Source organism: uncultured Xanthomonas sp. (assembly GCF_964278005.1).
GTDB classification, from domain to species: Bacteria; Pseudomonadota; Gammaproteobacteria; order Xanthomonadales; family Xanthomonadaceae; genus Xanthomonas_A; species Xanthomonas_A sontii.
The window spans coordinates 25,892-38,505 of record NZ_CAXYKF010000006.1; the positions used below are offsets into that span (position 1 = coordinate 25,892).

14 protein-coding genes are annotated in these 12,614 nt (G+C 69.2%); 12 read left to right on the forward strand and 2 right to left on the reverse strand.

What is annotated here, in order from left to right; translation table 11 throughout:
• The 12 genes from rpe to ACHWVH_RS02535 all read left to right on the forward strand — a co-directional run bounded on the left by rpe (position 1) and on the right by ACHWVH_RS02535 (position 10,615).
• Complete coding sequence (gene rpe / locus ACHWVH_RS02480) at positions 1-669, forward strand: ribulose-phosphate 3-epimerase (protein WP_017910179.1); 669 nt, start codon at positions 1-3, stop codon at positions 667-669.
• Between the two features lies 1 nt (position 670).
• On the forward strand, positions 671-1,153 hold the full coding sequence (locus ACHWVH_RS02485; RefSeq protein WP_017913951.1) for a GNAT family N-acetyltransferase: 483 nt from the start codon (positions 671-673) through the stop codon (positions 1,151-1,153).
• 217 nt (positions 1,154-1,370) lie between these two features.
• The gene (gene yegS / locus ACHWVH_RS02490) at positions 1,371-2,309 is read left to right on the forward strand and encodes a lipid kinase YegS (RefSeq protein WP_394686607.1); all 939 of its coding nucleotides are present in this window, start codon (positions 1,371-1,373) and stop codon (positions 2,307-2,309) included.
• A gap of 406 nt (positions 2,310-2,715) precedes the next feature.
• Positions 2,716-4,191 carry an anthranilate synthase component I gene (gene trpE, locus ACHWVH_RS02495; protein WP_295942848.1) on the forward strand — a complete coding sequence of 492 codons (1,476 nt, stop codon included), beginning with the start codon at positions 2,716-2,718 and terminating at the stop codon, positions 4,189-4,191.
• Positions 4,188-5,261, forward strand: a complete 1,074-nt coding sequence (locus ACHWVH_RS02500; protein WP_394686608.1) for a threonine aldolase family protein — start codon at positions 4,188-4,190, stop codon at positions 5,259-5,261. The genes trpE and ACHWVH_RS02500 overlap by 4 nt, the downstream gene beginning before the upstream one ends.
• Before the next feature lie 21 nt (positions 5,262-5,282).
• Complete coding sequence (locus ACHWVH_RS02505; protein WP_394686609.1) at positions 5,283-6,056, forward strand: SIMPL domain-containing protein; 774 nt, start codon at positions 5,283-5,285, stop codon at positions 6,054-6,056.
• Positions 6,057-6,066: 10 nt separating this feature from the next.
• On the forward strand, positions 6,067-6,645 hold the full coding sequence (locus ACHWVH_RS02510) for an aminodeoxychorismate/anthranilate synthase component II (protein WP_152236621.1): 579 nt from the start codon (positions 6,067-6,069) through the stop codon (positions 6,643-6,645).
• 49 nt (positions 6,646-6,694) lie between these two features.
• On the forward strand, positions 6,695-7,333 hold the full coding sequence (locus ACHWVH_RS02515; RefSeq protein WP_394686610.1) for a flavin reductase family protein: 639 nt from the start codon (positions 6,695-6,697) through the stop codon (positions 7,331-7,333).
• A 211-nt stretch (positions 7,334-7,544) separates the two neighbouring features.
• A complete protein-coding gene (locus ACHWVH_RS02520) occupies positions 7,545-7,862 on the forward strand; it encodes a DUF3304 domain-containing protein (protein ID WP_394686805.1) in 318 nt (105 codons plus the stop codon).
• Positions 7,859-8,917 (forward strand): anthranilate phosphoribosyltransferase, encoded by a 1,059-nt coding sequence (trpD, locus tag ACHWVH_RS02525; protein ID WP_394686611.1) that lies wholly within the window; start codon positions 7,859-7,861, stop codon positions 8,915-8,917. Before ACHWVH_RS02520 ends, trpD begins: the two co-directional genes overlap by 4 nt.
• A gap of 166 nt (positions 8,918-9,083) precedes the next feature.
• Positions 9,084-9,881 (forward strand): indole-3-glycerol phosphate synthase TrpC, encoded by a 798-nt coding sequence (gene trpC, locus ACHWVH_RS02530; protein ID WP_394686612.1) that lies wholly within the window; start codon positions 9,084-9,086, stop codon positions 9,879-9,881.
• A complete protein-coding gene (locus ACHWVH_RS02535) occupies positions 9,878-10,615 on the forward strand; it encodes a haloacid dehalogenase-like hydrolase (RefSeq protein WP_267093045.1) in 738 nt (245 codons plus the stop codon). Before trpC ends, ACHWVH_RS02535 begins: the two co-directional genes overlap by 4 nt.
• A 27-nt stretch (positions 10,616-10,642) precedes the next feature.
• Here the strand turns inward: ACHWVH_RS02535 and ACHWVH_RS02540 are convergent, their stop codons facing one another.
• Together ACHWVH_RS02540 and ACHWVH_RS02545 are read right to left on the reverse strand one after the other, a co-directional pair.
• Positions 10,643-11,662, reverse strand: a complete 1,020-nt coding sequence (locus ACHWVH_RS02540; RefSeq protein ID WP_394686613.1) for a glycoside hydrolase family 5 protein — start codon at positions 11,660-11,662, stop codon at positions 10,643-10,645.
• A 193-nt stretch (positions 11,663-11,855) separates the two neighbouring features.
• Positions 11,856-12,614, reverse strand: a complete 759-nt coding sequence (locus ACHWVH_RS02545; protein WP_152237831.1) for a sulfite exporter TauE/SafE family protein — start codon at positions 12,612-12,614, stop codon at positions 11,856-11,858.

Here is a 12,614-nt window from a genome sequence, read left to right on the forward strand (position 1 = left end):
ATGTCCGACTGCATCATCTCCCCGTCCATCCTGTCCGCCGATTTCGCCCGCCTCGGCGAGGAAGTGGATGCCGTGCTGCGCGCCGGCGCCGACTGGATCCACTTCGACGTGATGGACAACCATTACGTGCCGAACCTCACCATCGGCCCGATGGTCTGCCAGGCGCTGCGCAAGCACGGCGTCACCGCGCCGATCGACGTGCACCTGATGGTGGAACCGGTGGACCGGCTGATCCCGGATTTCGCCGAGGCCGGCGCCAGCATCATCAGCTTCCATCCCGAGGCCAGCCGCCACGTGCACCGCAGCATCCAGCTGATCAAGTCGCACGGCTGCAAGGCCGGCCTGGTGCTCAACCCGGCCACCCCGGTGGACATCCTCGACTGGGTGCTGGACGACCTGGACCTGGTGCTGGTGATGTCGGTCAACCCGGGTTTCGGCGGCCAGGCCTTCATTCCCTCGGCGCTGGACAAGCTGCGCGCGATCCGTGCCCGCATCGACGCCAGCGGCAAGCCGATCCGGCTGGAGATCGACGGCGGGGTCAAGCCGGACAACATCGCCGCGATCGCCGCCGCCGGCGCCGACACCTTCGTTGCCGGCTCGGCCATCTTCAACGCGCCGGACTACGCCGAGGTGATCACGCAGATGCGCGCCGCGGTGGCGGGGCGCTGAGATGGCGGCGCTGCACATCCGCCCGGCGGTGGCCGACGATGCGGCGCTGATCCTGCGCCTGATCCGCGACCTGGCCCGCTACGAGCGCGCCGAGGACGCGGTGCAGACCGACGAGGCCGGCCTGCGCGCGACCCTGTTCGGCGCCGATGCCCGCGCGCAGGCGCTGATCTGCGAGGCCGACGGCCAGCCGATCGGCTACGCGGTGTACTTCTACAACTACTCCACCTGGCTCGGCCGCAACGGCCTGTACCTGGAAGACCTGTATGTGGACCCGGCGCACCGCGGCGTCGGCGCCGGCAAGGCGCTGCTGCAGCACCTGGCGCGGCAGGCGGTGGCCGAGGGCTGCGGCCGCTTCGAATGGTCGGTGCTGGACTGGAACCAGCCGGCGATCGACTTCTACGAAGCGGTCGGCGCCCGCGCGCAGGACGAGTGGACCGTCTATCGCCTGCAGGGCGAGGCGCTGGCCAGGTTCGCGGCCGGCTGAGCGGCGCCGGACGGCCAAAAGAAAAGAACCGCACCGTCGCCGGTGCGGCCCCTGGGAGAGAAATCGGAGGCTGATCCTGCCTCCATCCGTCTTCCTTGCTATGGCCTTCCATGTTCCGGACGCACGGTGACGTGCGTATGACAGCGCACCCGCCTGGATTCACGCATCGCGCATGCCGCGCCCGTTAGCGTGGGCGTCTCACCCCGGGATGGTTCGCATGGCTGCAGCGCATTGGCGTCTGATCCTCAACGGCAAGTCGGCTGGCGACGAGGCGTTGCGCGAGGCGGTCATGGCCATGCGTACGCGCGGCGTGGCGCTGCAGGTGCGGGTGACCTGGGAGCAGGGCGATGCCGAGCGCTACGTGGCCGAAGCGGTGGCCGATGGTGCTGAGTGCATCGTCGCCGCCGGTGGCGACGGCACCCTGAGCGAGGTCGCCACGGCGCTGGCGCATCGCCAGGAACCGGGCGACGCGCTGCCGGCCCTGGGGCTGGTGGCGCTGGGCACGGCCAATGATTTCGCCACCGCGACCGGTATCCCGCTGCCGCCGCTGGAAGCACTGGAACTGATCGCCCGCACGCCGGCGCTGCCGATCGACCTGCTGCGCATCGAGGCCGAGCACGGCCCGCACTGGTGCGCCAATGTCGCCAGCGGCGGCTTCGGCACCCAGGTCACGGTGGAGACCGACGAAGGCCTGAAAAAGATGCTCGGTGGGCTGGCCTACCTGGTCACTGGCATGAGCCGGCTGGGCCGGATCGATCCGATCCGGGCCCGCTTCGAAGGGCCGGACTTTGCCTGGGAAGGCGATTTCATCGCGCTCGGCCTGGGCAACGGCCGCCAGGCCGGCGGTGGCCAGGTGCTGTGCCCGGACGCGCTGCTCGACGACGGCCTGCTCGACCTGACCCTGGTGCCGGAGCTGACCGGCGAGGTCGCCGCGACCCTGGGCACCCTGGTCACGTCCGGCAAGCAGGCCGCGCTGGAGCGGGTGGCGGTGCGCGCGCGCCTGCCGTGGCTGCGGATCGAAGCGGCGCAGCCGCTGACCCTGAACCTGGACGGCGAGCCGGAAACCTCGCGCCACTTCCGCATCGACTGCGTGCCCGGGCGCCTGCGCATGCATCTGCCGCCGGACTCGCCGCTGCTGCAGGCGCCAGAGCGCTAACCGCAGGTCGAGGGCCAGCCCGAAGCCCGGCGCCCATGTGGGAGGGACTTCAGTCCCGACGCGCTGTCCTTACCGATCTCCGCAATACCGCGCTCGGTCGCGCCGTGGCAGGACGAACACGACGGATCACGGATGGGTGCGATGCGCGCCGAAAAGCGCGCCCGAAGTCATGCGCCGCCTCCTGCGGGAGGGACTTCAGTCCCGACGCGACGCCCTCGCCGACCGCTTCCGCACCGCACTCGATTGGTCGCGCCTGCAACCGTTGCCAGTCGCCGCAGTTGCGGTAAAGTAGCCGCCGTGTCCAGCCTGACGACCCCGCTTTCCTTCACTTCCGCTCGCCGTGCGTGGCGATGGTGGCCTGCAGCCGTCGTCCGCCCTGTCACCGAGTCCCGGAAGGAAAGCCGTCTTGATTACCCGCGAGCAGTTCCAGCGCTACGCCGCTGAAGGTCACACCCGCATCCCCGTCGTCCGCGAAGTGCTGTCCGACCTGGACACGCCGCTGTCGGTCTATCTCAAGCTCGCCGACGCCCCGCATACCTACCTGTTCGAATCGGTCGAAGGCGGCGAGCGCTTCGGCCGCTACTCGATCATCGGCCTGCCGGTGCGCCGGGTGTACACCTTCCGCGGGCACACCCTGGAGGTGCGCGACCATGGCGAACTGATCGAGCGCCGCGAGGTGGCCGATCCCTTTGCCGAGGTCGAGGCGCTGCGCGCCCAGCATGTCGTGCCCAAGCTGGCGGGCGTGCCCGGCTTCACCGGCGGCCTGGTCGGCTGGTTCGGCTTCGAGTGCATCGGCTACATCGAGCCGCGCCTGGCCGGCGCCGTCGCCCGCGACGAGCTGGACACGCCGGACATCCTGCTGATGCTGTCCGAGGAAGTGGCGGTGTTCGACAACCTCAAGGGCCGCCTGTACCTGATCGTGCATGCCGACCCGGCCGAGGCCGACGCCTGGGAGCGCGCGCAGGCGCGCCTGGATGCGCTCACCACCACCCTGCGCCAGCCCGGCGCCGGCTACCCCGCGCCGCTGGCCCGCGACGTGCTGGACGAGAGCGACTTCGTTTCCGGCTTCACCCGCGAGGGCTTCATCGCCGCGGTGGAGAAATCCAAGGACTACATCCGTGCCGGCGACATCTTCCAGGTGGTGCTGAGCCAGCGCCTGAGCGTGCCGTTCGCCGCGCGCCCGGTGGATGTGTATCGGGCGCTGCGCGCGTTGAACCCCTCGCCGTACATGTATTTCCTCGACGTCGGCGACACCCAGGTGGTCGGCTCCTCGCCGGAGATCCTGGTGCGGCTGGAGAACGGCCAGGTCACGGTGCGCCCGATCGCCGGCACCCGTCCGCGCGGCAAGACCCCGGAAGAGGACCAGGCGCTGGAAGCGGAACTGCTGGCCGATCCGAAGGAGCGCGCCGAGCACCTGATGCTGATCGACCTCGGCCGCAACGATGCCGGCCGGGTCTCGCAGGCCGGCAGCGTCGCCGTCGGCGAGCGCTTCGTGATCGAGCGCTACAGCCATGTCATGCACATCGTCAGCGAAGTCACCGGGACCTTGCTGCCCGGCCTCAGCTACGCCGACGTGCTGCGCGCCACTTTCCCTGCCGGCACCGTCAGCGGCGCGCCGAAGATCCGCGCGCTGGAAGTCATCCGCGAGCTGGAGCCGATCAAGCGCAACGTCTACGCCGGCAGCATCGGCTACCTCGGCTGGCACGGCGACGCCGATACCGCCATCGCCATCCGCACCGCGGTGATCAAGCACGGCCGCCTGCACGTGCAGGCCGGCGCCGGCATCGTCTACGACTCCGATCCGCAGACCGAATGGGACGAGACGATGAACAAGGGCCGCGCGCTGTTCCGTGCGGTCGCCGAAGCGGCGAAGGGGCTGTGAACGCCGCCGCATCGCCGCGGATCGGCTTCCGCAACGACTACAGCGAAGGGGCGCATCCGCGCGTGCTGGCCGCGCTGGCCGCCGCCAGTGTCGAGCAGAACGCCGGCTATGGCCTGGACCGGCACAGCGCGCGCGCCGCGCAGCTGCTCCGTGCCGAGATCGGCTGCGCCGACGCCGACGTGCACCTGCTGGTGGGCGGCACCCAGACCAACCTCACCGCCATCGCCGCGTTCCTGCGCCCGCACCAGGCGGTGATCGCCGCGGCTTGCGGCCACATCGCCACCCACGAGACCGGCGCGATCGAGGCCACCGGGCACAAGGTGCTCACCGTTGAGGCGGCCGACGGCCGGCTCACGCCGGAGCGGATCGCGCCGCTGCTGGCCGAGCACGGCAACGAGCACATGGTGCAGCCACGGCTGGTCTATGTGTCCAACACCACCGAGGTCGGCACGATCTACCGCAAGCACGAACTGCAGGCCTTGCGCACGTTCTGCGACGCGCATGGCCTGCTGCTGTTCCTGGACGGCGCGCGCATCGGCAGCGCGCTCACCGCCGAGGGCAACGATCTGCGCATGGCCGACGTCGCCGCGCTGACCGACGCGTTCTACATCGGCGGCACCAAGAATGGTGCCTTGCTCGGCGAGGCGCTGGTGATCCTCAATCCGGTGTTGAAAGCGGATTTCCGCTATCTGCTCAAGCAGCGCGGCGCGCTGCTGGCCAAGGGCATGGTACTGGGCACCCAGTTCGCCGCGCTGTTCGAGGACGGACTGTTCTACGAACTTGCCGCGCACGCCAACCGCATGGCCGCGCGGCTGCGCGAGGGACTGGCCGCGGCCGGTGCGCAGTTCGCCTCGGATTCGCCGACCAACCAGCTGTTCGTGATCCTGCCCGCCGCCGCGGTCGAGACCCTGGCACAGCGCTACGACTTCGAGCGCTGGCAGGTGCTGGGCGACGGCCGCTGGGTGATCCGCTTCGTCACCTCGTGGGCGACGCAGGCCGATGCGGTCGACACGTTGATCGCGGATTTCGCCGCGCTGATCCACTCCGGCACGCCGCGTGCGGCCGGCTGACATTCCGCCAAGGAGAGGAAGATGAAAGTCCGTACGCTCGTTGCCTGGGCCTTTGCCGCGGTGCTGGTCTTGCCGGCCGTCGCCAGCGCGCAGGTCAACAGCCTGCCGTCGCAGCCGCATTTGTTGGTGAAGGGGGAGGCGCAGCGCGAGGTGGTGCCGGACAGGTTCTCGCTACGCATCAACCTGCGCGCTGTGGATATGCAGCCCGACCTTGCTCGCAAGCGAATCCAGGCATCGGCGGAGCAGATTCTTTCAGCACTCAAAAGGAATCGTGCCTTGCAGGACAGCATCATGGCCTCCTCTTTGCAGATCCAACCCTCGTATCGCTTCTCGCCGCAAGGGGGAACTCAGGAGTTCGAGGGTACCGAGGTCAAGCGTAGCATTGGTGCCACGTTCCGGTCGCTCGACGATGCGCGCCAGTTCCTAAGCGGATTCAAGACCAGCCGTGAGGTCGAATTGTCTGGAATCCAGACTTCGTACAGCAAGGAGGACGAGATACGTATGCAACTCAAGCGGGAAGCCGCCGAGCAGACCCGTGTTTCGGCAGAGGGGCTTGCCAAGGCCTATGGCGTTCGTATCCAGGGGCTTTACACCATCTCCGATGTCGCGCCTAGCTTTTCCTATGGCATCCAGGCCGGCACCTGGCCAGCCGTGCGCAACGTCCGCGCCGGCTTTGTGTCCTCTCCAGAGCCGCCGGCGCCAGCCAGCGACGTTGGCGCGATCGTCGACTCCCTGGAAGCCGGCACCCTCACCCTTTCCGAAAACGTCTATGCGGTCTTCCTGATCGCGCAATGAGTCCTTCGCCATGCTGCTGATGCTGGATAACTACGACAGCTTTACCTACAACCTCGTGCAGTACCTGCAGGCGCTCGGCGCCGAGGTCAAGGTGGTGCGCAACGATGCGCTCAGCGTGGACGAGATCGAGCGCCTGGCGCCCGAGCGCATCGTCATCTCGCCGGGGCCGTGCACGCCGAACGAGGCGGGCGTGTCGCTGCAACTGATCGAGCGGCTGGGCCAGCGCACGCCGATCCTGGGCGTGTGCCTGGGTCACCAGAGCATCGGCCAGGTCTATGGCGGGCAGGTGGTGCGTGCCGGCACCATCATGCACGGCAAGACTTCGCGCATCCGTCACGAAGGCCGCGGCGTGTTCGCCGGCCTGCCGGACCGCTACGAGGCCACCCGCTACCACTCGCTGGTGGTGGAGAAGGCCACGCTGCCCGACTGCCTGGAAGTGACGGCCTGGACCGAACACGACGACGGCACGGTGGAGGAGATCATGGGCCTGCGCCATCGCCAGTTCCCGGTCGAGGGCGTGCAGTTCCATCCCGAGTCCATCCTCACCGAGCATGGCCACGCCTTGCTGAAGAACTTCCTGGAGCGCTGAGCGCGCCGCGCCGGCGTCGCCCACTTCCCGTCACTGCCGGACCCTGCCGATGCACGAGCGCACCGACGCCTTCCATTTCTACGAACCGGCCAACGGCCACGGCTTGCCGCACGACCCGTTCAACGCCATCGTCGGGCCGCGGCCGATCGGCTGGATCGGTTCGCGCGGCGCCGACGGCGTCGCCAACCTGGCGCCCTACAGCTTCTTCAACGCCTTCAACTACGTGCCGCCGATCGTCGGCTTCGCCAGCATCGGCTGGAAGGACAGCGTGCGCAACATCGAGGCCACGGGCGAGTTCACCTGGAACCTGGCGACGCGGCCGCTGGCCGAGGCGATGAACGCCAGTTCCGCCGCGGTGGCACCGGAGGTCGACGAGTTCGCGCTGGCCGGCCTGACCGCCGCGCCGTCGCGCCTGATCGGCGCGCCGCGGGTGGCCGCCAGCCCGGTCAGCTTCGAATGCCGGCTCAGCCAGTTGCTGCCGCTGCAGAGCGCACGCGGCGAGCCGATCCAGACCTGGCTGGTGCTGGGCGAGGTGATCGGCGTGCACATCGCCGAGCACGCCCTGCACGACGGCATCTACGACCCGGCCGCGGTCGCCACCCTGCTGCGCGCCGGCGGCCCGGCCGACTACTTCGAGGTGCTGGCGCAAGGGCGCCTGCGCAAGTCGCGGCCGACGCAGGCGCGCTGAGCCCATCACATGCAAAACAGAAAAACAAAAAAACGCATCCAGTACTGGAATTCATTGTCCATGCTTGTCGCCTGCATCTCATTAAGTGGTTGCGGCAATGATCGCTTGCCCGCATCTGTGACTGGCTACAATCACATGAGCGATTGGAGCATCGAGAGATTTACAGTCGACGGCGCAAGTGGACCCAACCTTTCGCCTGAGGAAGGGGGTGGTGGGGGGGGCATGTTGTGCGTCCATTCCAAGGCATTGGCATCCGGGAATGAAGGTCAAGATCCAATGGGCCTATGACACCACGCAAAATGGCCCGCAGCCCCCATCGCCGCAAGAAGCAATTGTTGATCTACCCCAATATCCAAGCCAAGGCGGGGATATTCAAGTGCATTTTTATCCAGGCCATAAAGTCAAGGTAGTCATTTCGGAATATGGCATTGGACACCCTCTTTACCCCATGAGCGAAGAAGATAAACGCCCCTGGGAAACCCGAAAAGATCTACTTCTTCCCCAGCTACGAGCAGCTCCTCTCCCATGACCATCACCCCCCAGCAAGCCCTGCAACGCACCATCGAGCACCGCGAGATCTTCCACGACGAGATGGTGGGGCTGATGCGGCAGATCATGCGCGGGGAGGTGTCGCCGATGATGACCGCGGCCATCCTCACCGGGCTGCGGGTCAAGAAGGAAACGGTCGGCGAGATCGCCGGTGCGGCGGTGGTGATGCGCGAGTTCTCGCGCACCGTGCCGGTCGTCGACCGCACCCACATGGTCGACATCGTCGGTACCGGCGGCGACGGCTCGCACACCTTCAACATTTCCACCTGCGCGATGTTCGTGGCCGCGGCGGCCGGCGCCAAGGTCGCCAAGCACGGCAACCGCAGCGTCTCCTCCAAGTCCGGCAGCGCCGACGCGCTGGAGGCGCTGGGTGCGGCGATCGAACTGCAGCCTGAGCAGGTGGCGCAGGCGTTGGCGGCGACCGGCATCGGCTTCATGTACGCCCCGGTGCACCACCCGGCGATGAAGGTGGTGGCGCCGGTGCGGCGCGAGATGGGCGTGCGCACCATCTTCAACATCCTCGGCCCGCTGACCAACCCGGCCGGCGCGCCGAACATCCTGATGGGCGTGTTCCACTCCGACCTGGTCGGCATCCAGGCGCGCGTGCTGCAGGAACTGGGCGCCGAACGCGCGCTGGTGGTGTGGGGCCGCGACGACATGGACGAACTCTCGCTCGGCGCCGGCACCCTGGTCGGCGAACTGCGCGACGGCCAGGTCCGCGAGTACGAAGTGCACCCGGAGGACTTCGGCATCGCCATGTCGGCCAGCCGCAACCTCAAGGTCGCCGACGCCGGCGAATCGATGGCGATGCTGCGCGCCGTGCTCGACAACGTGCCCGGCCCGGCCCTGGACATCGTCGCCTTCAACGCCGGCGCGGCACTGTATGTGGCCGGCCTGGCCGAAGACATCGGCGCCGGCATCGCCCTGGCGCGTGCGGCCATCGCCGATGGGCGTGCGCGGGCGAAGCTGGAGGCGTATGTGGCGTGTACGCAGGGTCTGGTCGGGGCCCGGGACCCGGAACCCGGGACCCGGTAAGCGCAGGGCGTCGCCGATCTGCGGCCCCTCGTCTCGACTCGGGCATGTCGTCGGTTGCACTACTTGCATGGCGGCCCAGGCTGTTGCGGGTCCCGGGTCCCGGGTCCCGATCCCTTCTTTACCCCACATCGCCGATAATCCGGCCATCCCCCAGGATTCCCACCGCATGAGCAGCGACATTCTCCGCACCATCCTCGCGCGCAAGGCCGACGAGATCGCCGAGCGCAGCGCGCGCGTGCCGCTGGCCGAGCTGGTCGCCCGCGCGGAGGCCATGCCGCCCACCCGCGGCTTCGCCCGCGCGTTGCAGGCGGCCATCGCCAACGGCGACCCGGCGGTGATTGCCGAGGTCAAGAAGGCCAGCCCGTCCAAGGGCGTCATCCGCCCGGACTTCCACCCGGCCGACATCGCGGTCAGCTACGAGTTCGGCGGCGCGGCCTGCCTGTCGGTGCTGACCGACGAGGACTTCTTCCAGGGCCACGACCGCTATCTGCAGCAGGCGCGCGATGCCTGCACGCTGCCGGTGCTGCGCAAGGATTTCACCATCGATCCGTACCAGGTGTACGAGGCGCGCACGCTCGGCGCCGACTGCATCCTGCTGATCGTGGCCGCGCTGGACGACCTGCAACTGGCCGAGCTGTCGTCGCTTGCCCTGCAGCTGGGCATGGACGTGCTGGTGGAAGTGCACGACATCGACGAACTGGAGCGCGCGCTGCAGGTGCCGGCGCCGCTGATCGGCATCAACAACCGCAACCTGCGCACCTTCGAGGTGTCGCTGCAGACCACCTTGTCGATGCAGGACGCGGTGCCGCGCGATCGCCTGCTGGTCACCGAAAGCGGCATCCTCGGCCCGGGCGATGTGGCGCTGATGCGCGGCGCCGGCGTGCACGCGTTCCTGGTCGGCGAGGCGTTCATGCGCGCCGAGGAGCCGGGCGAAGCGCTGCGCCAGCTGTTCTTCGCGGCATGAGCGGGCAGGACGCCAGTCCGTACCCGCTGCCGCGCGCCGATGCGCCGCTGGTGGTGTTCGATTTCGACCACACGCTGTACGACGGCGACTCCGGCAGCCACCTGTTCGCCTGGCTGATCAAGCGCAATCCGCTGCGCCTGGCCGCCGCGGTGCTGGCCACCCCGTTGCTGGGGCCGCTGGTGGCGATGCTGCCGACCCGCCGCACCGGCATCTCCGGCTACGTCTGGATCGCCAGCTTCGGCCTGCGCCGCGCGCGCGAGTTCAACCGCATCATCGACCAGTACGTGCTGCAGCATCAGGCGCAGATCCGCCAGCGGCTGCTGCCGCAGGCGCTGGAGGTGTTCGCCCGGCACCGCGCCGCCGGCGATCGCGTGGTGGTCGCCACCGGCGCGCCGCCGGAACTGGCGCGCGCCATCCTCGGCTTCGTCGCGCACCAGGACGTGCCGGTGGTCGGCAGCCTGATCGGCCCGCGCCTGGGCGCGGTCACCGCCACCCGCCACTGCCACAACGAGGAAAAGATGCGCATGCTGCGCGAACTGGGCTACGGCGAGATCGCCATGGCCTATTCCGACAGCACCGCCGATCTGCCGCTGCTGCAGGCCGCGGCCGCGCCGGTGGTGGTCAATCCCAAGCACGGCGCGGTGGCGGTGTTCCGCCGGCTGCTGCCGTCCGGCACGCCGATCCTCAACTGGGGCTGCCGCGACCGCGCCGGCGACGCTGGCGGTTCCCGCTAGCGCGCGCCGCGGCGGGGAAGGCCGGCGTCAGCCGCCGGCAGCCCCGCGGTAAGCGCTGTCGCTGCCCACCAGCGCATGGTGCAGCGGCGCGACCCATTGCCCGCGGTCGATGTCGTAGGCGCCGAAGCTGCCCTCGAACTCCCAATACGCCCAGGCGAAATGGCGTTTCTCGGCGGCGTTGACCACCGCCACCGTCCAGGCCAGGCGATCGGCCGGCGGCGCCTGCTCGTAGGCACCGAACTCGCCCAGCAGTACCTGCCGGTGATGCGCCTTGGCCCAGGCCGCGATGCGGTCGAACTCGCCGTACAGCTTGGTCCGGTCGGCTGCGCTGCCCCAGCTCACGCCGGTGCGGTCGCGGATGTCCGCCGGGGCCCACGGCGCGCCCTGGTGGGTGAAGCGGAACGGGTTGTAGTAGTGCACGGTGACCAGCAGGTGCGCATCGTCCTCGGGCAGGCGCAGGCTGTCGAGCGCGGTGAAGGAATTGCTGTTGCCCGGGCCCACCACCACCGTGCGGGTCGGGTTGTCGCGGCGGATGATCTGCAGCGCATCGCGCAGCAGGTCGTTCCACACCGCGCTGGTCATCTGGCCGTTGGGCTCGTTGAGGATCTCGAACAGCACCGACGGCGGCGCATGGCGGTAGCGCGGGGCGACCTGGCTCCAGAACGCCAGCAGCCTGGTCCGGCACACCGCCGCGTCGGCCGCGCAGGGGTGGAAGTCGTGTTCGTCCAGGATCACGTTCAGGCCGGCCGCGGTGGCCTGGTCGACCACCGTGTCCAGCGTCTTCAGCCAGGTCGGGTCGAGCCGGTTGTCCGCGTCCATGTGTGCGAACGCCTGCAGGTTGACCCGCACCGTGCGGAAGCCGCCGTCGCGGATCGTGCGGTACAGCGGCGGGCGGAAGCGCGCCTTCGCCGGATCGTCCCACAGCGGGTCGTAGCCGAGGATGTTGACCCCGCGCCCGAGCCGGGCGAAAGCGTCGTCGGCCTGCGCGCGCGGCGCCGGCAGCACCAGGCACAGCAAGGCCAGGAACAGCGGAAGGGCACGGCGCATGGCGGTCTCGCGGGGCAGGGGAGAGGCGAGACGCGCGGCCATCGGCGGCGGCGTCCCGGCCGCGATCATCGCGCGGCCCACCCCGGCAAAAGCGAACGCGGCCTGACCGCAGATCGGGTCACCAGCGCAACGGCTTCAGCGCCGCGGAGACCGCCTTTGCGAATCCCCAATCCCGACTCCCAAATCCCGGGCCTCACCCCAACCACCGATACAACGCCCCACCCACCTGATACAGGCTGATGCCCAGCACCAGCAGGCCCACCGCCACCAGCACCCAGCGCTCGCGCACGCGCTTGACCAGCAGCGCCGCCAGCGGCGCGGCGAGCATGCCGCCGACCAGCAGGCCGAGCACGATGTCCAGGTGCTGCACGCCCATGGTCAGCAGGAAGGTCAGCGAGATCGACAGCGTCACCAGGAACTCGGCGGCGTTGACCGTGCCGATGGTGGTGCGGGCCTGGCCGCCGTGGGCGAGCAGGGTCGAGGTCGCCACCGGGCCCCAGCCGCCACCGCCGCTGGCGTCCAGCAGGCCGGCGACGAAACCCAGCAGCGGCACCCGCCGCACCTCGCGGCGCGGCAGCGCACGGCCAGCCGCGCGCAGCAGGATCAGCACCGCCAGGGCCAGCAGATACAGATAGACGAAGGGGCGGATCAGCTCGCCCGGCAACCGGGTCAGCACGTAGGCGCCGGCGACCCCGCCGACCATGCCCGGCAGCGCCAGGCGCAGGAACAGCCGCTTGTCGACGTTGCCCAGGGCCAGGTGCGACAGGCCCGACGCGCCGGTGGTGAACACCTCGGCGCTGTGCACGCTGGCGCTGACCACCGCCGGCGGCAGGCCCAGGCTCAGCAGGACCGAGGACGAGACCAGGCCGAAAGCCATGCCCAGCGCGCCGTCCACCAGCTGGGCGGCCAGGCCGACCAGCACGAACCAGTAGAAGGTCTCGCTCAGCACCAT

Excerpts from the sequence above, each read along its gene's own strand:
- ACHWVH_RS02535 (WP_267093045.1), top strand. The coding sequence starts at position 9,878 with ATGAGCGGGCAGGACGCCAGTCCGTACCCGCTGCCGCGCGCCGATGCG.
- ACHWVH_RS02485 (WP_017913951.1), top strand. The coding sequence starts at position 671 with ATGGCGGCGCTGCACATCCGCCCGGCGGTGGCCGACGATGCGGCGCTG.
- trpD (WP_394686611.1), top strand. The coding sequence starts at position 7,859 with ATGACCATCACCCCCCAGCAAGCCCTGCAACGCACCATCGAGCACCGC.
- yegS (WP_394686607.1), top strand. The coding sequence starts at position 1,371 with ATGGCTGCAGCGCATTGGCGTCTGATCCTCAACGGCAAGTCGGCTGGC.
- ACHWVH_RS02510 (WP_152236621.1), top strand. The coding sequence starts at position 6,067 with ATGCTGCTGATGCTGGATAACTACGACAGCTTTACCTACAACCTCGTG.
- ACHWVH_RS02540 (WP_394686613.1), bottom strand. The coding sequence starts at position 11,662 with ATGCGCCGTGCCCTTCCGCTGTTCCTGGCCTTGCTGTGCCTGGTGCTG.
- ACHWVH_RS02505 (WP_394686609.1), top strand. The coding sequence starts at position 5,283 with ATGAAAGTCCGTACGCTCGTTGCCTGGGCCTTTGCCGCGGTGCTGGTC.
- trpC (WP_394686612.1), top strand. The coding sequence starts at position 9,084 with ATGAGCAGCGACATTCTCCGCACCATCCTCGCGCGCAAGGCCGACGAG.
- ACHWVH_RS02515 (WP_394686610.1), top strand. The coding sequence starts at position 6,695 with ATGCACGAGCGCACCGACGCCTTCCATTTCTACGAACCGGCCAACGGC.
- rpe (WP_017910179.1), top strand. The coding sequence starts at position 1 with ATGTCCGACTGCATCATCTCCCCGTCCATCCTGTCCGCCGATTTCGCC.
- ACHWVH_RS02545 (WP_152237831.1), bottom strand. The coding sequence starts at position 12,614 with ATGGTGCTGAGCGAGACCTTCTACTGGTTCGTGCTGGTCGGCCTGGCC.